A 20,386-nucleotide genomic window follows, 5' to 3' on the forward strand; every position below is an offset into this window, starting at 1 on the left:
TCTGTCACGAACTGCCAGGGCAAGCGACCCAACGTTGCAGCACCAGCGCTTCCGCAGCATCCAATCCAGCCAGGCGCCCCCAATGTCTGGCCCTGGCCTCAATCGCCTCTTTCGACCGGGGATGAGGGTCGTTCCGGATTTCCGAGGCGTAGGCCTCAACCAGCTTCAGCTTCTCTGACAGCACCTCATCCACATCTTCAAACCAGTTGGGCGAAAATGATCCATGCCCCAGCCCGGCCCCCCAATCGGAAGACGAAGGCACTTCAATACTGTACAAAGCCTTCACACTGCTCTCGACAGTTGGCCGCGCCGCTGTATAGGTGGCTTCATAAGTACGTCGATGATCAATATTCAGGTCTGCCGGATGATGGGTATAAACGGCTGAAGGTTGGTGCCGCTCAATAACCCGTTCCACCACTTTCACCAGATCAAGCAGGTCGTGTCGGTCAAAACGGTTGTCTTCAAAACGGTAGTAATACCAGACACTGACCTTCAGAGATTCCATAACTTTCTGCAGTGTACTTTTGATCTGCTGCTGGGCGCCCAGTTTCTCGCCTTCATTCTCCTCACCGGACCACCGACTTTCTGTGCCTTCTCCCAGCACCACCACACCTACTTTTTTTCCGGCTTTGATTTGTTTTAATAGTATTCCACCACATCCAAACAATTCATCGCCGGGATGCGCGACAACAAACAAACTGTCGAGCTGGCGTAAAGAAGCTTCCTCAGCATAGGATTGCAATAACTCAGTCACTCTTTCTGCCCCTTTTCCATCCACCACTTCCGGGCCGATTTCGGCCATGATCTTGCGTTGTTGACTGTCCGCCAGAAAGGTTCCAGCAACCGCAGTCAGCGTTTGTCTGTCCGGCATTTCCTGCGCACACCCGAGATAGGACATTGCCCCCAACTCAGTAAACAGTAGTGCCGAGGATTCCTGCCATTGATAATGGGTAAAACACAACACCGGTTTACCCAGTACCATCATTTCATAAGCTGTCGTTCCAAAGGCCACAATCCCCGCCTGACACTGATCCATCATGGAACAGATTTCCGAGGCATCCAACTCGCCATGAAACACGACATTCAGAGCTGATAAGCGGGCTTCCTCTTCCAGTTCAACCCGATTCCCCGAATAAGCGCCCCCGAGCAGCAGTTGAATTTGTCCCCGAAAACGGATATCTCCCAGCATTCGCAATGTGGTTCGGGTAAGGTTAAATGGATCTGTTCCTCCCATGGACACGAACAGGTGGTCAACTTTCTCCAGAGCATTGCTGTGAGATTCTGTTTTCTTCTCTCGAAAATGCGGCCGGATAATCAGATACTCCGGTCCGGCCAGGTAATTGATGGAATGAACTCTCTGTGCCGGATACAGGTCAATCATGGCGCGAACATAATAGTTATTGACCGCCCCATGTCCCAGACACACCACAGAAACACCTTGCCGGTCCAGTGACGCCATCAGCCTGACAGCCGTTGGACTCTGCAATACTTCCCGCTGACTGAGAGGGGCGTCGATCACCAGAAGAGAAGGAATCGCGGCTCCATCTTCAAGCAGAATATCCGGAGACAGGAAGCGGACCGGGATATCATTCTGCAGACCAGCGATTAATCTGGCACAGGGTTGCTCATCCGTCACCACTGACACCTGGATCCCCTGATCCATCATAAGCCTGGCCAGAGTGAAACATCGCCTTAAATGCCCGCTGCCAATCTTCTCTGAACAGGAAGCTCGAAATACAACCAGGACAGACGTGTTATCGCTTGCTTGATGATTGGCCTGCTTCTGTTTTGTCTGATTGGGAGCCATGATGATCCAGCTTTATTCAGATATCCTGGTGTCAGGCTGATCGATGCCGTCAGTCTGAATCAGGATCGTGGAGACCGCTTTTTCCACCCGGGCAATGGCCTGCTGGCGATTTTCACCAACAGCCATCACAGACATTACTCGTTCGCCCATTGATTTCATCGGTGGTAACAGGGTGCCGATACTGAGGTCTTTCCAGCGAGGTTCAAGCCTGACAAAGTGAACACCCTCCTGAGCAGAAGCCGCTTCAACACCACTGATCTGCGTCACCTGTCCAGGTTTCGGCCAGACATAGCGCAAAGCAACACCACGATTCATCGACGGCTTCATCTGATCAGGTGACACCGACTCGCCGACAGAGAGATCCATGACCACTTCCAGCAAGTTAATCCCGTTATGCAGAGGAATGGTTTCATAGCAGAAATAGTCGCCCGACAGACGAGCCGCCATTTCCAGGATCCTGGCACCGTTATCGCTGATCAGAATATCGCCTTTCACGGGACCCCATTCAATCCCCAAAGCTTTCACCGCCTGTGTGGAATAGGTTTCAACCTCATGTTTGAGTTCTTCTGATAGTGACGACGGCAAGGTATCTCCATCTTCCAGAAAATAAGGCGGATAAATTTCCTTTTTATCGTAATTGCGGTCTGAAATGGCGGCCCAATACACAACCCCATCCATGACCACGCCTTCAATGCTGTGCTCTGTTCCAGTCAGGAACTCCTCCACCAGAATTTCAGGTTGCCTGGAAATCTCTCTGATTTCCCGGATGGCATCCGCCATTTCATCCGCATTGTTGATTTTCTGAACGCCCCGGGAGCCCGCGCTGTCCACTGGCTTGACCACCACAGGCCAGCCCAGTTCCTGTGCCGCCGCTAGCGCCTGCTCCAGATCATGAGCCTCAATAAAACGTGGAGCGGGGACACCTGCGGCCCTGAAAGCTTTCTGTCTTTCAACCTTATGCGTCGCCAACCAGGCCGCTTCCACAGAAACGCCGGGAAGCCCGAGTGCAGCAGCCACTTTAGACACTGCCATCGCACTTTCTGAGGCCATGGTCATAACACCATCCAGTGGATGCGTCTCGTGCAACTGCCGCGCAAATTCCACGTTACTTTCCGCGTCACGAGTACTGATCACTCCGTAAGTATCCGCCAGTGCAAAACCTTCGGCCTGGGGGTTGTAATCGGTCGCAGTGACACGATAGCCACGCTCTCTGGCCATTTTAATCGCAGGGAGTTGATTGGGCCCTGCACCGATAATCATCACATGTTTGGTCATTCAACTTGCCTGTTATGCATTCTAATTTCAGGCACTGTTTATTGAGGATGAAGTTGTCTCCAGAGCCTGGATAACACTATCTGCAACCTGCTGAAGTTCCCCCTCTGATAAACTGGTATACAAAGGAATCGTGAGTGCCTGCTGATAAAAAAGTTCTGCTTGCGGACAATAACCAGACCTGAACCCTAATTGCTGGTAAAAGGGTTGAAGATAAATTGGAATATAATGAACATTCACCCCAATTCCGGATTCTCTTAGCAGATCAAACATGGCACGCCGACAATCCTCGGGTACCTGAATGACAAAAATATGCCAGCTACTGGAGCGCTCCGCTTTCTGAGTCAGCACCTGAACGTCCGAATCAGTAAAGGCCTTCTGGTATGCTGCCGCCAGAACTTGCCGCCGGGATACAAATCCCGGCAGACTCGCAGACTGAGATCGGCCCAGTGCCGCCTGCAGATCCGTCATACGATAATTAAAACCAAGCGACTGCTGCTCATACACCCAGGGATCATTTTTCAGAGCCTTGAACTGTGAATCATCCCGGGTAATGCCATGGCTGCGTAACTGCGACAGTTTTTCCGCCAGCGCAGGCTGATTGGTCGAGACAGCGCCCCCCTCACCGGTCGTTATCATTTTGACCGGATGAAAACTGAACACGGTCATGTCACTCCACCGACAACTTCCCACAGGCTCATCAAAATAGCGGGCTCCCAGCCCATGGGAGGCATCTTCAATCACGCGAAAACCATAGCGGGAGGCCAGCTCAGAGATTTCTTTCATATCGCAGGGCTGCCCTGCGAAATGGACAGGAATCACCACCTTCGGCAGTTTTCCTGAGACCTCAGCATCCTCCAGCCTGGCCTTCAGCGCCGCAACAGACATGTTGCCGGTATCGGGCTCCACATCAACAAAGTCCACAGATGCTCCACAATACAGAGCACAGTTGGAAGAAGCGACAAAGGAGATGGGGCTGGTCCAGACATAGTCACCAGGCCCTACATCCAGTGCCAGACAGGCAATATGCAAGGCTGAAGTACCGCTGTTCACCGCCACGACATGGCGCGCCTTGACCAGATTTCCCAAGACTTGTTCAAACAGGGGGACTTCCGGTCCCTGGGTCAGATAGTCAGACTTGAGGACCCGGCAGACTGCCTCAATATCCTGCTCAGACAGGTCCTGTCGACCATAAGGAATCATAAACCAGCCTCAAGATGTAACTTTCGAATTTCCTCTACAGTAAGAAAGTGCGGATTTCTTCCCGAGTTATAGGCAAACCCCTGCTCTACTGATTGACCTTTTTCTCCCAAAGGGTTCTTGGCGTAATCCACTTTCACCCCAAAAAATTTAATCGTGGGTTTGATAACAAAATGGTCATCAAATTCAACGGTAATATGGCTGTCATCCCGAGGACACATGGTCTCGTGCATTTTCTCCCCAGGGCGAATACCAACCACTTTATGGGGCAATTCCGGCGCCATGGCCGCGGCCACATCGACAATTCGCACACTGGGAATTTTGGGTACGAAAATCTCACCGCCTCGCATCCGGGAAAAATTCTTCAGTACAAAATCCACGCCCTGCTGAAGCGTTATCCAAAACCGGGTCATTTCCTCATGCGTAATAGGCAAATGGTCAGAGCCTTCATCAATCAGCTTTCTGAATAAGGGCACGACAGACCCGCGCGACCCTACCACATTGCCATAGCGGACCACAGAAAACCGGGTGTTCTTGGTCCCCGCCATGTTATTACCAGCCACAAACAGCTTATCTGAGGCCAGCTTGGTGGCGCCATACAAGTTGACCGGATTCGCCGCTTTATCAGTAGACAACGCGATGACTTTGGAAACTTCGTTGGCCAGGCAGGCATGCACCACGTTCTCCGCACCATGGATATTGGTCTTGATACATTCCATCGGGTTATATTCAGCCGCCGGCACCTGTTTCAGAGCAGCAGCGTGAATCACAAAATCCACATCCCGCATGGCAAAGGTCAGCCGGTCACGATCCCGAACATCGCCAATAAAATACCGCATACAGCCGAATCCGAATTTCTGCTGCATTTCGTATTGTTTAAGCTCATCCCGGGAATAAATAATCAGACGCTTGGGCTTATATCGCTGGAGCAACGTCTGGGTGTATAAATGGCCGAAGGACCCCGTACCGCCGGTAATTAAAATCGATTTGCCATCAAACATGATGGAAACTCCCCCAGAAAGTAGCGCGATGGTTTACAGCTATCCAAACATAGCGGATAAATTCAATATAGCAAAATACCCGCCATTCACCATAACATATTGATGTATATTGAATAATTTGTAGGAATAAACAGAGATAGGGATATATGGCAACCTAAGCGCTGAAATTTTGACGTTGAGCGCAGGTGATTGATTTTGCAGCCAACCCTGGCAGGTGCTGCTGATAAAGCCATTTCACAGGGGATTGAAAGAGCAGGTTATCCTCCCATCAGCTTCAGATCAGGCCTGGGATTTCCATCGACGATAGTCGTCGCCGACATCAACATCCCAAAGTGCGTTCAGCAGAGCCACCTTGAGTCCGCTGGAATTGATGTTTGCTACGGTCGCCTCGAGTACCGATTCAGTTCCCCACTGAACATTTTCGAGACACCCGGGCGCTATTTCCGTTGTCCCGATCAGGACATACCCACCATCATCGGAGGGACCTAATACCATGTCTGCCGAATCAAGCCGGTCAGTCGCCAAACACAAATAATCTGGCGACAATACAGGACAGTCACTTCCTACCAGAATCACTTTCTCAAACTGCTCTAATTGTGAGGAAAGAGCATGATACATCCGCTCGCCCAAGTCTTTTCCATGCTGAGCGAATACTTTGATTTTTCCTGTCATGTCCAATTGATGCAGATAAGCCTCATCATCCCACGCCTTATCCCACCATAGCTGCACTTCACCCAGACCAGAATCAACCAGCGTCTCCAGCGTTTTTTTCAACAGAGTTTCGTGGACCCTGGTCGCCTCAGCCTCCCCCAACTCTGGAATCAAGCGGGTTTTAACCAGACCTGATACTGGCCGTTTGGCAAACTGAATTAGAGCAATATTTTCGCCTTTTGATGCATCCTTATCGATCATTGTCATTTCTCGCCCTTCGTTCTTATATGCATCATATGCATCCATTCCTGTGTTTTATCCATTTGGAGTTTACCCATAATATTCTTTCACCAGTACTTCCGGCGACACGCCACGAGCAAATTTCCAACGCAGCTTCCACATCAGGAATATCGTACGCCAGGTACCATGAACCTCCCAGCGACGACTGGAGGTAATGACAGGGTCTCTGACACAAAAGGGCTTGGAGATTCTCAGCAGTTTCCGGGATAGGTCGACATCCTCCATGAGTGGAATGTCTGTAAATCTACCGGCCAAATGAAATGTAGAGCGCCTGACAAATATGGCTTGATCCCCTGTCGCAATTCCAGAAATTCTGGAACGCCAGTTAATCATGAAGCTGATTACAGAGAACATCCACTTGCTGCCACTTAACGACACATTGAAGCGCCCCCACTGATATCCTGTCTTCTCAAATCTGTTCAGGACATCCAGAAAGCTGACCGGCAACAATGTATCCGCATGAAGAAATACAAGTAGATCGCCACTGGCGACTTCTGCACCGGCGTTCTGCTGTCGGGCTCGTCCTTTGTCACTATCGATGATGCGGTCACAATAGGGTTCAGCCACCTTCTTTGTTTGATCCTGGCTTCCTCCGTCAACGAGAATGACCTCAACCTGCTTATCCCGCAACGGCTGCAGCAAACGTAAAAAAGAGGCGATGGTCGCCTCTTCATTCAGTACGGGTACCACTATGGATATCAACGTCTCAGTCAAGCGCTCCCCCACAACTGCTCCCCTGCCCGGCAGTACAGCCGTAACAGTGATCCGCCACGGCGATAGGTTTGCCATTGAGATCCAGGTCAAACAATTCATGCAGCCGGACTTTAGGCTTGTCTGAGGCAATCAGTGGAATATGCAGCATCTGATTAAAATCACAATCATAGACATAGCCTTCCCAGTCAATGCTGATCAGCGATTTACACATGAGCGCATCCAGGTTGTGCTCTGAATAGGAGTCCTTGAGCACTCCCATATACTCGTTAAACTGCCCCTTGGACATCAGAAAACTGCCAAACCGGCTGATCGGCATATTGGTCAAAGCAAACAATTGATTAAAAACGATACCGTGCTGCTGGAATAGCTCGCGCTTGTAATCGTTCTCCAGGGCTTCCTGGGGAGGAGGTAAAAAAGGACCACCCGGGTTATACACCAGATTGAGCGTTAATCCGCTGCCCTCTTTGCCATATCCGAGTATATTCAGTTTTTTCAGAGCTTCGATACTCTCATGATAAACCCCTTTACCCCGTTGCTTATCCACATTTTGCTCAGCGTAACAAGGTAAGGACGCGACGATTTCCACCTGATGCTCGGCCAGGAATTCCGCCATATCCTCATACCCTTCTTCCAGCAGAATGGTCAGGTTACAACGGTCAATCACCTTGGCCCCGAGCTTACGGGCTTCTCTAACCAAATACTTAAAATGAGGATTCATTTCCGGCGCACCGCCGGTCAGATCTATGATGCCGACGGACTTTAACTGCATATACTGCAGAATCTCGTCCACCACTTCCTTCGACATCAGCTCTTTACGATTGGGGCCAGCGGCAACGTGGCAATGAGTGCAGCTCAGGTTACATTTATAACCCAGATTAATCTGAAGGGTATCCAGCGTTTTCCGGTGAATTTCCGGAAAATCTGACACCATGAGCAACGGGCGAGTATCAAGCATGAACAGTCCTATTGATAGTTGAGATGATTCAAGACCTAAGAGCTATGGACATCCAATCCTCCATATAGTTCCCGAACACTCTCTCTGTTTAACAATCACTGTTCACCATTTCCGCAAAATGATCAAGTCATCGCAAAATTTGAGCACAGTTTAAACAATACGTTAAAAACCAGGGCAACGATTGAAAACAAAGGGTTATATTGAGCAAAAGCTTTCGCTATAATCCCGACCTCAACCTTGCCGGTAGTCTGTTCACACTACCATCTCCAGCGCCCCCGTAGCTCAGCTGGATAGAGCGTCCCCCTCCTAAGGGGAAGGTCACACGTTCGAATCGTGTCGGGGGCACCATTTTACTTACTCAGGCGACCTCCGAGTGCTCTGGGAGGGTTTTACTATTCTCCACTGATGAACCAGGACTTTTCACCATAACGGTTCATCAAAGGCTTCTGAGGCATATGACAATGCAAGTAGAGCCCATACCTGGGCATTACCTCCTTGTTAAGCTCACCAAGCCTGTTCGGCGGATATCCAACAGCGCATTTTTGAGCCAGCTCATGTGTCCAAGCATCCGGATGACTGGCCAAATACTTTAAGAGCCTAGATTTCTGTGGCGATAAACACTCTTCAATAAAGAGTAATTGCATCCTCTCCTCTATACTTTCGGGAAGGTTAAGCATTTACAGCCTCCTTTCTCCCGTATACAGCTATGTGGCCAGCACAAATCCAACAATGTTTAGTTTGCTCATAGTCGAGTAATACACGGCCACAACCGCCACAGCGGGGCACTATATAGCGATAGCGGTGTTGGCGTTGTGTTCGAGGTTTCTGTTCATATGATTGACGCATGTCTAATAACCTCCACTGCAGTTGTTTCAGACATGCTTAGAATATGGATATAAATTTTGGACAGTGGCCGGACTGTCCACACCTTATTTTGTTTTTTTGGGATTGGTGCAGTGACGCTGAATTGTTTTAACGCTAACTCCAAAGTTTTGAGCAGTTATTCTCTTAATATCACTCCAACTTAACGATTTATTCTGACTATGTAGCCGATCAACCTCTTGCTGGTATTTGCTCCATTTAGCAGCTTTCTCTTCCTGTGTACCATGAATAACTTCATGTCTTTTTTTGCTGCCAATGCCACCTTTTTTCCTCGAATAGCATCTGGAGCTAAATCGTTGAATTCCAACTGAAGCAAAGAAGAATAACTATTCATTAAATCCTTAATTCTGCCAATGTGATGCTCATACAGTATCGCTATGGCGAGCAGGATTTTGTCGCCATATTTGACAAACAGATCATCGACCCTTCGCATCACTTCAGTAGAAGTACGTTTATCACCAGGTGAGCGAAGGTAGAAGAACAGATCTGAATCTTTGGCTAACTCAAAAATAAAGGTTTGACCTGCAAATACTTTGGGCACAAATGGTAGTAACTGCTGCCCCTCTTTAACCTCTATGTTGGCCTCAATTCTCCATTGTTGGCAAATATCCTCGATCTCTAACCAAATATTCTTTATCGACACATCATCGATATGGTTAGAGTTTTTCTTGATAAGTGATCTTGCGTCCCTTACAGCGCTAATAACCGAGGAATCAATGTATTGAGTGGAGGTAAGCCAGTTTCTGGCGTAAAGAATGCCAGTACTTTTTTCGTGACTTATTAGCCCTATTGCAGGTTTATCTAATTTGAAGTCAAACTCGTGGAGAGTACCCTCACTATTAATCATAAATGCACCTCTAGACACCTTTGTAAAGAAGCCTGATGCTGCGAGGTAATCACTATTTGGGAGCGCCTCCACCCCCTCTTGCCCACCGCGCTAGACGCTATCTACCTTTTGAACAGTAACTTCAAATGTATATTTACGTTTATTAATAATCAAATCAGTCGTTAGAGCCCATTCCCTATGAGAAACATCCATTCGTTGAGAGAATGTGCAAAAGAATGCACGACTCTTTCAATGAATGGATATATAAGAAACAGTTTCGGAAGGGTTACCAAACCATTCAACAACCGTTGAGGTATCGTTGAACGACATAACAACGACCGGCACATAAGTCCAATTTTATGAACTTTGTCCCAGGTAAATATGTAGTGAATTTAAGGATGACAATGGAACAGTTCTTGCCGCTCCGTCAGTAGGAGATTATTTTTTCTTTGAATGAACCAAACGTGGCTTACGCTCTTCCGACGTGTATTCTTCCAACTCTCCGGGAAAGAATTCCGCATCGGACTTGCCTAGCAAATCTTCACTCCCAGATGCCATTCCCCTTTCATCCCAATCATCGTCAGTTAGAGGTTTAAAAAAACCATCCATCGTTTTTCGAGCATATTTTCTTAGTCTCTCTCTGACCTGCTCAATGGTCTCGTTGTCAGAGCCTGTTGGCTTTGCCATACATTAAATATCCCGATAACAAAAATTGCCTTCTGAATTGAATAAGAAGAGACTCTCCGGATCGGCTTCCATAAAATCCAGACGTAACTTGCCGCCTCCTGAGGAAAAAATGTGGAGGAGATACTATCAACGGGCCTTCAAACAACCTATCGGTTAAATGACTTAACCAGAACGCCCAAACTACTTTTGGCTATAGCCTTTCATTTCCCGACCAAATACTTCTCCAATGCCTCATCCTGGGTCTGCTGTTTATAGAATTCTTCCAGTGTGTGTTTCCACTTCTCCGCAAAGCGCGAATAATTCTCCGTGCTTCTGCCGAAGGCAATAAATACGGGCGTTTCCCTCTTTACTGAATAGATTTCCCGAAATTTTAGATGGCCATATTGCGGAAATTCTTTTTCATGTTTGGCCAACAGACTGGGCAACGTCTCCTTGATTGAGAAGAAGTAATCAAACCGGCCGATACCAACCAACTGAAACAGCTGGTTCATCGAACTGACTTCCTGTATTTGGGTTTCAGGCTCCAGACTTTTGATAAAAGGATCCAATTTGGGGCCAAAAGTATTGCCACGCAGCATGACCATACGATATTGACGCAGTTCTTCTAAAGAAGACACCGGCCTAAGTGAGCTGTTATCGGCTACATAAGCGCCAACAGTGGTCCAGTTGATAAAGCTGGGGCGTTCCAGAAATATCAGGCTTTGCTCCCTCGCCGGCGTTCGATTGGCCCCCAGAATCATACTGACGTTGCCTCTGGCGACTTCCACCTGACAACGCTTCCAGTTGTCCACAAAGATTGGTTGAACGTCCACGTCGGGATGCAGTTTCTTAAAAAGCGAAAGCTGGTCGATCAGTAGACCGGAGTATTGATTATCGGCAGGATATATCCAGGGATGCCAATCATAAAAGGCACACCAAGTCATGACTTCTGCGCGCACTATGCCACATACCAGTAAGAGCAGAGCACTCAGGCAGTACTTCCTCATAGATATTTTAAAGCCCGTGTAAAAAAGCCAATTTATCACCAAAGCGTTCCTGCAGCGAGACGACACCGTCTCAAAACTGACAAGGTCTCAAGCCTCACAATTAGTCAGGATAGCGTAAAGTAGATAAACCAGCTTCTTCACCCCCAACCTGTCTTTCAAGACAGATTGGATTTCTACGACACTATTGATTCTCTATGACATCGAAAATCAGTCCGGAGTTGGCGACCAAGCGTTTCATCAGCTTGTCACCCATAACGGTTGAGGGCGTCCAGAAACCACCTTTCTTATCAATCTTCGCGACGTCTTTGGCCAGACAGACAGCGGCTTGTCCCAGCATCTTAGCGGTTGAACCGTATCCGGGATCTTCGTCACCGGTCACCTTGCAACGAATGGATTGTCCACTGGCGGTTTCCCCATAAAAGCGCAGGTCATACATGCCTTTTTTCTGGGATTCAGGGCTTGGCCCCTCACCGGGCTTGGGAACCACATAACGCTCCAATACCCATCGGGTGGGTTTGAGAGCCGCCGCCAGCATAAAGCCTCCCATAAAGCCCATCATACCGAAAGCTCCGGCACCGCCCTTTACTCCCTTGCCAGTCAGAACGGCCTCATCATAACGGAAAGCATCGCCGTAGGAGTTACCGGATAGCGCATTGGAACGATGTACTACCCGGGTATTGATGCCAGCCATGACGAAAGGGGCCATCCAGGATTGAAAATCAGGGTCGAACTTCGCGCTGTTGATATTGTCCTGACGGGCCGAGAAGCCATGCCCCTCCGGGCAGATCGAATAAGGGTTTGCCAACTCCTTGCGTAATGCAGGGTTTTCCCTGACTTCTTTCACCACATTCAGAAGGCTGGCAACGGTACCGCCCGAAAACTCTCCACGGATTTTCCTGACCCGCATTTTCACATGCTCACAGGGCTCACCAAACTTTTCCTTTGCCTGCTGTTGCAGGAAATACACACCCAGATCAGAAGGAATAGAATCAAACCCACAGCAATGTACGATTTTGGCACCTGAAGCTTCGGCCTGCTTTTCATATTTAGAGACCATCCGCTTGATCCACGGGACCTCGCCGGTAAGATCACAATAGTCAGTGCCGGACTCAACGCAGGCTTTTACCATGGGCTCACCATATAACGCATATGGCCCCACGGTGGAGACGATCACTCTGGTCTGTCGGCATAAGTCCAGCAACGCCTTTTCATCCCGAGCATCGGCGATCAGTAACGGCAGCCCCCTTGCAGCCGGGCCCAACGAATCTTTCACCATATCCAACTTGGAGCCAGAACGGCCTGCTGCCGCCCATTTCACCTCGCCGTCGACCCCAAACTGCTCTGTCAGGTACTTTGCGAGTATCTGCCCGACAAAGCTGGTCGCGCCGAACAGGATCACATCATATTTCTTGTCTTCCATTGCAGCTTCCTTCCCCATGTGCACATTTATTTTTTATATAAAAAGTCTTCGTTCTTATCATTCAACGTGGGCTCATAATGACGCGAATACCAGAGCGATGAAAGGGCTTTATCAGACAACTCCTGGGTCGGTTTTACGCCTGTTCACATCTGTGAATCGGCGCACATAAATCTGTATAAACTAAAAAATACAGGCACAAGAACCTCTTATTTTTCGCTTTAACCTGTCACATGCCTTTTGACAAAAATACTGTTTATTTATACAGTATACATTCAAGCAGAGACCAACATCACATGGCAGAAATCCTCACATGGCAGATAATATTCTGGACAACCCTGCAATCTGGCGTGCCAGCGCCCTGCACCAGGAACAATCGCTGAACTCCGGCAGATATATGCTCCAGGGAATTGATACCGGTTTCCCTTTACTGAATGAAAAGCTGGCTGATAACGGCTGGCCGGTCGATGGCGTTATTGAAATACTCCATGACCGTCAAGGGACAGGTGAGATCAGTATACTTTTGCCAGCGCTGCAGCAACTCAGTGAAAGGGATAAATGGCTAGCCTGGATTGCTCCGCCTCATATACTTCATGCACCCGCATTAGCAGCTGCAGGTATTCATCCACATCGACTGCTGATTGTGACCCCAAAACCCGGTTCTCATGCAACCCAGGACTGCCTATGGTGTACAGAAGAAGCGATCAAGAGCGGTGCCGCCAGCGCCGTTCTGGCCTGGCCACAACAGATCAAACCAGAGCAGGTACGCAGACTGCAGATTATCGCCGCCCAGTACCGGACTCCCTGCTTCCTGTTCCGGGAAAACGGGGCTACGGCCACTCCTTGCGCTCTTCGTATCCATATCCGGGCACAAGATCATGAATGGATTGATGTCAGGATACTGAAACGCAAACGAGGCTGGCCGACTGAACCGTTCAGATTACAGATACGCTCCTGCCCTCGTTACAGATATCAGAAAACGCCTCTACCGCCAGCGCTACATGCTAGCGCTGGCTTCTGATGGTACGGATGGATCAATCATGCAGTGGTTTTATATGCACTTCCCTCATCTGTATGGGGAAACCTGGCACTCACCTTTTGAGCGGGAACATCCGGTCATTCTGGCCAGAGAGCAGGACAACTGCGTTGCTGACGCCAATGACTCTGCCCGTGCTAAAGGTATTGAGCGCAACATGCTTGTTAATACAGCCTTCTGTCTGGTTCCGGAAATGGATATCCATATCATGCTCCCACATAAGGAAATCCAGGCACTGAAACGGGTTGCCAGATTTGCCTACCGCTTTTCCGGCTGGGTGGGCCTGGATGAACCCGACGGGCTTTATCTGGAAGTCGCTTCAATGCGCAGGTTTTTTGGCGGGCTACCGCAATTGAAAGCCGGTATTGAAGAATTGTTTCGGGAACTTGGGTATGACTTTCATATTGCGGCCGCCCCCACACCAAAAGCCGCCCGTATACTGGCCAGGAGCGGCATTGAACTTTGTGCCGATAAACAACGTTTCAGACAGGCACTGAAACAAATGCCCGTAGATTGCCTCGAATTGCCCGCGCCTATTCTGATACGTCTACAGAAATTAGGCATGAGATCAGTACAGGATGTAGCCAATCTACCCCCGGGTGATCTCAGCTATCGTGTGGACAAAGAGCTTGCCACCAACCTGGCTCAGGCATTGGGGCAATCCGACTGGAAACCGGAACCTTTTCATCTTCCTGAGAGTTTTCGCCTTAAAATCGACGTGGAACAGGAATTTGAATCACTCAACCCCCTCCTGTTCCCAATGGCCTCTGCCGTTAAGAGGTTTTGTCGTTTTATGCAAAACCGTTGTCTTGTCAGTCAGCAACTGATTTTAAGACTGATTCACCGGACTCACCCGGCAACCACTTTCTCAATCCATCTGGCCACAGCCGACAACCGAGTGGATAGCTGGGTGTACATGCTGAGCATGCAGATAGACAGAGTGGTATTGCCTGCTCCGGTGACCGGATTTGAGCTCAAAGCCTCAGATTTTGAGGACATCCCTCCCACATCTTTCGTCCTGTTCCAGGATTCAGCCAATACCCATGAAGATAAAAAAGCCTACCTTCTTAATCGGCTTGCGGCCCGCGTTGGTGCCGATCAGATTCACTTTATCGGTCTGAGCGATGACTACCGCCCGGAACGTCAAACCCTGTTCAGTTCACAGCCACTACCACCAGAAGCACTTCCCGATAACCTGACAGCCCAGAGCCCACTATGGTTGCTACAGGTCCCGCTGCAAATCAATATTCGTCGATACCAAGTCATTCGCGGTCCTTTACGTATGAATTCTGGCTGGTGGGACAGTGTAACGGCTTCACGGGATTATTATATTGCAGCAACATCCGGGCAGAACCCAGCAGCCCTGCACTGGTTGTTCAAGACCCCGCCAAGCCAGTGGTTCCTACATGGCATTTTTGCCTGAACCTAATACCAGATCTGGTGACAGGAATCATCCCATGAGTTTTGCCGAACTCCACTGCATCAGCAACTTCAGCTTTCTACGTGGCGCCTCCCATCCCGAAGAACTGGTACAACAAGCCATCAAAGAGGGGTACCGCGGAATTGCCATTACCGATGAATGCTCCGTGGCCGGCGTGGTCAAAGCATGGAATGAGATACAAAAGCATCGTCTGAAACATTTCAAACTGATCATTGGAAGTGAGTTTCAAAGCAATGGCCATTGCTTTGTCGTTCTTTGCCAAAACAGAAAGGGATACGGGGAACTCTGCCGTCTGATCACCGGCTGCCGCAGACGCGCAGAAAAAGGTCAATATATTTTCAAGCCAGAAGACTTACTGGAGCTTCAGCATTGTCTGCTACTGTGGCATCCGAAGCCGGACACCCCGTCACAGATACCTGATGAGCTGACCGCTCTGATTAAGCATTTTTCGCAACGACTCTGGTTATTGCTGGAACAACATTTGGTCGAACAGGACTTTGCCCAACTCTGTCTGGTGGAATCGCTCTCACAAAAACTCAAACTCCCCATTGTGGCCAGCAACTATGCCCACATGCACCACCCTGATCGGAAAATGTTACATGATGCAGTGACGGCAATACGCCTCAACTCCCCCGTCAGTCAGATCGCGTCTCACCTCAAACCCAATGCGGAACACCATCTGAGATCATTGCAAAAACTCAAGGCACTCCACAAACCGGAACACCTTTCCGAGTCGCTGAACATTATTGACCAGTGCTCATTTGAATTAAGCGAACTCCACTACCAGTATCCAGAGGAATCCGTTCCCCAAGGATTTACCGCCAAATCTTACTTGCGCAAAGTCACCTACGAGGGAGCTCACACTCGTTACCCGGATGCTATCCCGGATAGTGTAAAAGCTCTGATAGAAAAAGAATTACGCATCATTGACGAGCTTAATTACGAATACTACTTCCTGACCATTTATGACATCGTCAAATATGCACGCTCAATCGGTATTTTGTGCCAGGGACGCGGCTCTGCAGCGAACTCAGTCGTATGTTATTGCCTGAGAATTACCGAAGTGGATCCCACCAAGGCCAGCCTGTTGTTTGAGCGCTTTATTTCCAAACGGCGTAATGAACCACCAGATATAGACGTTGATTTCGAAAATGCCCGCCGGGAAGAAGTAATTCAGTACATCTATGAACGCTACGGACGGGATCGGTGCGCTATTGCGGCCACTGTGATCACCTATAGAGCCAAAAGTGCTGTCCGGGATTTAGGAAAGGCGCTTGGGGTCGACCTGATGCAACTGGAAAATGTCATTGCCAACTATGGCTGGCGTTATCGTGGCAAGGACTGGATAGATGAAGTGATTACGCCACAGATTTCCCAGAACAATCACACATTGAGCTGTATGCGTACCTTGCTTCCCCAGTTGCTTGGCTTTCCCCGTCATCTGTCTCAGCACGTGGGAGGCTTTGTGATTTCCCAGGGACCGCTGATTGAACTTGTTCCGATTGAAAATGCCGCCATGGAAAACCGCACGGTGATCCAGTGGGACAAAGAAGACCTGGAGTCGCTGCAACTGATGAAAGTGGATGTTTTGGCTCTGGGGATGCTAACCGCCATTCGTAAGACTCTGGAATACATTTCTGAGCGGAAAGGATATGACTTTACCATGGCCGACATCCCAAAAGATGGTGACGATAAAGTCTACGGAATGCTGCAGAAAGCAGATACCGTGGGACTTTTCCAGGTGGAATCACGCGCCCAGATGAACATGCTTCCGCGTCTGAGACCAGAGAAATACTATGACCTGGTTGTACAGGTCGCCATCGTACGTCCAGGCCCTATTCATGGCGATATGGTCCACCCCTATCTTAAGGGAAAAAACGAAGGAAAAAAGCAGGAGGTTCCGCTTAAGGAGCTCACCCCTATTCTCGCAAGGACCTTTGGCGTGCCCATATTCCAGGAACAAGTGATTGCCATTGCTATGGTAGGTGCGGATTTTACCGCCGACGAGGCAGAGGACCTGCGTCGTTCCATGGCCAGTTGGAAAAAACAAGGGCACATGAATCAACTGCGTACAAAATTAACAGAGAGACTACTCGGCAAAGGGGTGAATCAGGATTATATCGACAGACTCTGCCGGCAAATTGAAGGCTTCGGAGAGTATGGATTTCCTGAATCCCATGCAGCGAGCTTTGCCCTGCTGGCTTATATCTCGGCCTGGCTTAAATACTATTATCCTGCAGCATTTCTCTGCGGGTTGCTCAACAGCCAGCCAATGGGCTTTTATCGTCCCTGGCAATTGGTACAGGACGCCCAACGCCATGGCGTCATTGTGATGCCGGTAGATATCAATCACAGCCATTGGGATCATCAATTACAGCCTCACCAGAACTCCCCGGAGGAAGGAGCTCTACGCCTCGGGTTCCGCTCAGTGAAAGGCTTAAGCCAACATTCTGCCAATACTCTGACTTACAACCGTCCCGAACAGGGTTATCAGACAATGAATGAGGTAATGAACCTGCCGGGAATCAGTCGCGAAGACCTGGAAGCACTTGCATCGGCCAATGCCTTTCAAGGACTGGGAAAGCATCGCTACCAACAGCGCTGGGAGGCATCTGCTCATCACTTTTATAATCAGTTATTCATGAATCTTGAGCCACCAAGCCAGCCTCTCTCTGCTCCAAACAGATTGGACGAAATCATCGAGGAGCATAGCAGTACCGGAGTCATCCTGAATGACCATCCCATGGCCTATTTACGCGAGCATTCTATTCTGGAGGACTGTGTATCAGCAGAGGATCTCTACCATATTGCCCCTGAAAAGGAGATCTATGTTGCCGGCGTCGTGATCAACCGACAACGGCCCGGAACTTCCGCTGGAGTCACGTTTGTCACACTGGAGGATGAAACCGGTTCCATTAATGTCATTGTCTGGCTACAGACAGCTCTGAACCAAATGAAAGACCTGGTAAAAGCCCGGTTACTGAAAGTCTACGGAAAAGTTGATAAAGATGCCGGTGGCGAAGTTATTCATGTGGTCGCCTATAAGCTTTTCGACTTAACACATCAGCTTATGCGTCTTGAATCAAGATCGAGGGATTTTCACTAAAAACTTACCCAACACTCTTGGGCAGTGTTGGGTAAGGATCGATCAATAAGCTTGTAAAGATATCAATAAAGAAATGCTATTTGGGCTGAGGAACTATTCTCAGATAGGGTTTTACTGTCGTCCAACCTTCCGGATACTTCTTGGCAGCCTCTTCGTCACTTACTGCCGGAACGATGATAACATCCTCCCCACTCTTCCAATTAACAGGCGTCGCAACCTGATGCTTGGCCGTAAGTTGCATCGAATCCAAGGCCCGTAAAATTTCGTCGAAATTACGTCCGGTTGTCATCGGATAAGTCATCATCAGTTTAATTTTCTTATCCGGCCCGATCACAAACACCGAACGAACAGTGGCATTGGTTGCTGCTGTCCGTCCTTCGGAGGTTCCGGCTTCATCTTCAGGCAGCATATTGTAGAGTTTGGCGACCGCAAGATCTGTATCACCAATCATGGGATACTTAACTGCATGCCCCTGAGTTTCTTCGATATCTTTTTCCCAGTCCTTATGGCTATCTACAGGATCAACACTTAAACCGATAATCTTGCAGTTACGCTTGGTAAACTCATCTTCAAGTCCTGCCATATAGCCCAATTCAGTCGTACAGACTGGGGTAAAATCTTTTGGATGAGAAAACAGAATGGCCCAGCCGTCACCAATCCATTCATGAAAATTAATCCGTCCCTGCGTTGTTTCGGCTGTAAAGTTAGGGGCCTCGGAATTAATACGCAAAGTCATAAAGTCATCTCCAGTTTCAAATCTTTGATAAAGACTGGTCTGCGGTACGACAACTGCTTTGCAGTCAACAGTCAAGATCCATCATGCTAGACCCTGTCTCGACAACCTACAAGCGCTTCATCAGGTTAAAAGAAATTAATGATATATTCGAAATGACTAACGCCCTCCAGAAACATCCAGAATAGCCCCAGTGACATAACTAGCTTCTTCAGAGGCTAGCCACATGATCGACTGAGCAACTTCCTCTGGGTTTCCCGGACGCTTCATTGGAATACCCTGGCTGAGTTTGTCTGGTCGATTGATATCTCCCGAATCCCTATGAATCTCTGTATAGATAATTCCTGGTCTGACAGCATTGACCCTAATATTTTCCTCTGCCACCTCCTTGGCCAACCCAACAGTTAAACTATCTATGGCTCCTTTCGATGCAGCATAATCAATATACTCACCTGGGGACCCATGTTTAGAGGCCACCGAGGAAACATTGATGATCACACCGCCACTACCACCAAACTTTTTGGACATTTGTCGAACCGCGCACTGACAGCAATAAATAGAGCCATAAACATTCGTGGCAAAGACTTTCTCAATTCTTTCGGGTGTAAAACTGTCAAGGCGGCTTGAAGGTGCAACGATTCCAGCGTTATTCACTAACGCATTAATCTGGCCAAACTGTTCCGCGACTTCTTGAAAGCACTTTTCAACTGCATCAGGGTCAGTCACATCAAGCTGTTTTAAAACGACTGTCGCACCTAGTTTTTCAAGTAAGTCAGCATGCTTTATGGCCTCTTCCCGATTCGTTCGATACGTCAAACAGAGTTTGTATCCCTGTTTTGCTGCCAGTTTACTAAGAGCCGCACCAATCCCCCGCGTTCCCCCGGTAATTAACATCACTCTGGACATAATTCCCCTCATTTCAAATGACTCAAGTCATTGAGTATACACGGTGACTTGAAGGCAATAATGACAAATTGGAATAGATAGTCAGAAGGACTAGGGCATTCGCTCCTCAGTGCTCTTCCAGACAATAAAAAGCCCCATCCGTGTATCCGGACAGGGCCTGGGGAAGAGGTTGGGGGTTTCATCCCACCAATAAAAAAGGCCCATCCGCTAGGATGAGCCTTCTTTATGTATTAGAAGCCTGACGACGACCTACTCTTGCATGGACGAACCACACTACCATCGGCGCTGAACTGTTTCACTTCTGAGTTCGGAAAGGGATCAGGTGGTTCCAGCTCGCTATGATCATCAGGCGAAACTGCTAAGCCTTGGCTTGTTCGTTTCGCAACCCTGCTTTCTTACCTTCGCAAGGCCACTGATAAAATCGGCATTCGATCACTCGTAACAATCGGATAAGCAAGTTGATTAT

16 protein-coding genes, 1 tRNA gene and 1 rRNA gene are annotated in these 20,386 nt (G+C 48.8%); 4 read left to right on the forward strand and 14 right to left on the reverse strand.

The window, feature by feature from the left end; genetic code table 11:
- Positions 1 to 4 precede the first annotated feature (4 nt).
- The 7 genes from F566_RS35395 to arsS all read right to left on the reverse strand — a co-directional run bounded on the left by F566_RS35395 (position 5) and on the right by arsS (position 7,900).
- Positions 5 to 1,807, reverse strand: a complete 1,803-nt coding sequence (locus tag F566_RS35395; protein ID WP_020406915.1) for a PIG-L family deacetylase — start codon at positions 1,805 to 1,807, stop codon at positions 5 to 7.
- A 12-nt stretch (positions 1,808 to 1,819) separates the two neighbouring features.
- On the reverse strand, positions 1,820 to 3,082 hold the full coding sequence (locus tag F566_RS0110320) for an ATP-grasp domain-containing protein (RefSeq protein WP_020406916.1): 1,263 nt from the start codon (positions 3,080 to 3,082) through the stop codon (positions 1,820 to 1,822).
- A 27-nt stretch (positions 3,083 to 3,109) separates the two neighbouring features.
- Complete coding sequence (pseC, locus tag F566_RS0110325) at positions 3,110 to 4,282, reverse strand: UDP-4-amino-4,6-dideoxy-N-acetyl-beta-L-altrosamine transaminase (RefSeq protein WP_020406917.1); 1,173 nt, start codon at positions 4,280 to 4,282, stop codon at positions 3,110 to 3,112.
- A complete protein-coding gene (gene pseB / locus F566_RS0110330; protein ID WP_020406918.1) occupies positions 4,279 to 5,280 on the reverse strand; it encodes a UDP-N-acetylglucosamine 4,6-dehydratase (inverting) in 1,002 nt (333 codons plus the stop codon). Before pseB ends, pseC begins: the two co-directional genes overlap by 4 nt.
- Positions 5,281 to 5,559: 279 nt before the next feature.
- Positions 5,560 to 6,237: a TIGR04282 family arsenosugar biosynthesis glycosyltransferase gene (locus tag F566_RS0110335; protein WP_020406919.1), complete on the reverse strand. Its 678-nt coding sequence runs from the start codon at positions 6,235 to 6,237 to the stop codon at positions 5,560 to 5,562.
- A 24-nt stretch (positions 6,238 to 6,261) separates the two neighbouring features.
- Complete coding sequence (locus F566_RS0110340) at positions 6,262 to 6,945, reverse strand: TIGR04283 family arsenosugar biosynthesis glycosyltransferase (protein ID WP_245555216.1); 684 nt, start codon at positions 6,943 to 6,945, stop codon at positions 6,262 to 6,264.
- Positions 6,938 to 7,900 (reverse strand): arsenosugar biosynthesis radical SAM (seleno)protein ArsS, encoded by a 963-nt coding sequence (arsS, locus tag F566_RS0110345; RefSeq protein ID WP_020406921.1) that lies wholly within the window; start codon positions 7,898 to 7,900, stop codon positions 6,938 to 6,940. Before arsS ends, F566_RS0110340 begins: the two co-directional genes overlap by 8 nt.
- Positions 7,901 to 8,171: 271 nt before the next feature.
- On the opposite strand from arsS, the gene F566_RS0110350 reads away from it, so the two are divergent.
- Positions 8,172 to 8,248 (forward strand) — tRNA-Arg (locus tag F566_RS0110350).
- Between the two features lie 676 nt (positions 8,249 to 8,924).
- Here the strand turns inward: F566_RS0110350 and F566_RS0110360 are convergent.
- The 4 genes from F566_RS0110360 to F566_RS0110375 form a co-directional block, all read right to left on the reverse strand.
- A complete protein-coding gene (locus tag F566_RS0110360; RefSeq protein ID WP_020406923.1) occupies positions 8,925 to 9,629 on the reverse strand; it encodes a hypothetical protein in 705 nt (234 codons plus the stop codon).
- Positions 9,630 to 10,046: 417 nt separating this feature from the next.
- Positions 10,047 to 10,295, reverse strand: coding sequence for a hypothetical protein (locus F566_RS0110365; protein WP_020406924.1), 249 nt, complete (start codon positions 10,293 to 10,295; stop codon positions 10,047 to 10,049).
- A 200-nt stretch (positions 10,296 to 10,495) separates the two neighbouring features.
- The gene (locus F566_RS0110370; protein ID WP_020406925.1) at positions 10,496 to 11,218 is read right to left on the reverse strand and encodes a substrate-binding periplasmic protein; all 723 of its coding nucleotides are present in this window, start codon (positions 11,216 to 11,218) and stop codon (positions 10,496 to 10,498) included.
- Between the two features lie 244 nt (positions 11,219 to 11,462).
- Positions 11,463 to 12,701, reverse strand: a complete 1,239-nt coding sequence (locus F566_RS0110375) for a saccharopine dehydrogenase family protein (RefSeq protein ID WP_020406926.1) — start codon at positions 12,699 to 12,701, stop codon at positions 11,463 to 11,465.
- Between the two features lie 310 nt (positions 12,702 to 13,011).
- Between F566_RS0110375 and imuA the strand changes: the two genes are divergently transcribed.
- From imuA to F566_RS0110390, 3 genes are read left to right on the forward strand one after another with little or no spacing between them, the layout of a single operon-like run.
- Positions 13,012 to 13,719, forward strand: coding sequence for a translesion DNA synthesis-associated protein ImuA (gene imuA, locus F566_RS32545; protein ID WP_020406927.1), 708 nt, complete (start codon positions 13,012 to 13,014; stop codon positions 13,717 to 13,719).
- Between the two features lie 19 nt (positions 13,720 to 13,738).
- Positions 13,739 to 15,157, forward strand: coding sequence for a Y-family DNA polymerase (locus tag F566_RS0110385; protein WP_157496731.1), 1,419 nt, complete (start codon positions 13,739 to 13,741; stop codon positions 15,155 to 15,157).
- 34 nt (positions 15,158 to 15,191) lie between these two features.
- Positions 15,192 to 18,281, forward strand: a complete 3,090-nt coding sequence (locus F566_RS0110390) for an error-prone DNA polymerase (RefSeq protein WP_020406929.1) — start codon at positions 15,192 to 15,194, stop codon at positions 18,279 to 18,281.
- 76 nt (positions 18,282 to 18,357) lie between these two features.
- Here F566_RS0110390 and F566_RS0110395 read toward each other — a convergent pair whose 3' ends face one another.
- From F566_RS0110395 to rrf, 3 genes are all read right to left on the reverse strand, one after another.
- A complete protein-coding gene (locus tag F566_RS0110395) occupies positions 18,358 to 19,017 on the reverse strand; it encodes a peroxiredoxin (RefSeq protein WP_020406930.1) in 660 nt (219 codons plus the stop codon).
- A gap of 156 nt (positions 19,018 to 19,173) precedes the next feature.
- A complete protein-coding gene (locus F566_RS0110400; protein WP_020406931.1) occupies positions 19,174 to 19,920 on the reverse strand; it encodes an SDR family oxidoreductase in 747 nt (248 codons plus the stop codon).
- 236 nt (positions 19,921 to 20,156) lie between these two features.
- Positions 20,157 to 20,270: ribosomal RNA gene (rrf, locus tag F566_RS0110405) — 5S ribosomal RNA — on the reverse strand.
- Positions 20,271 to 20,386 lie beyond the last annotated feature (116 nt).

The sequence above is a fragment of the Hahella ganghwensis DSM 17046 genome (assembly GCF_000376785.1).
In the GTDB taxonomy this organism is placed as follows: Bacteria; Pseudomonadota; Gammaproteobacteria; order Pseudomonadales; family Oleiphilaceae; genus Hahella; species Hahella ganghwensis.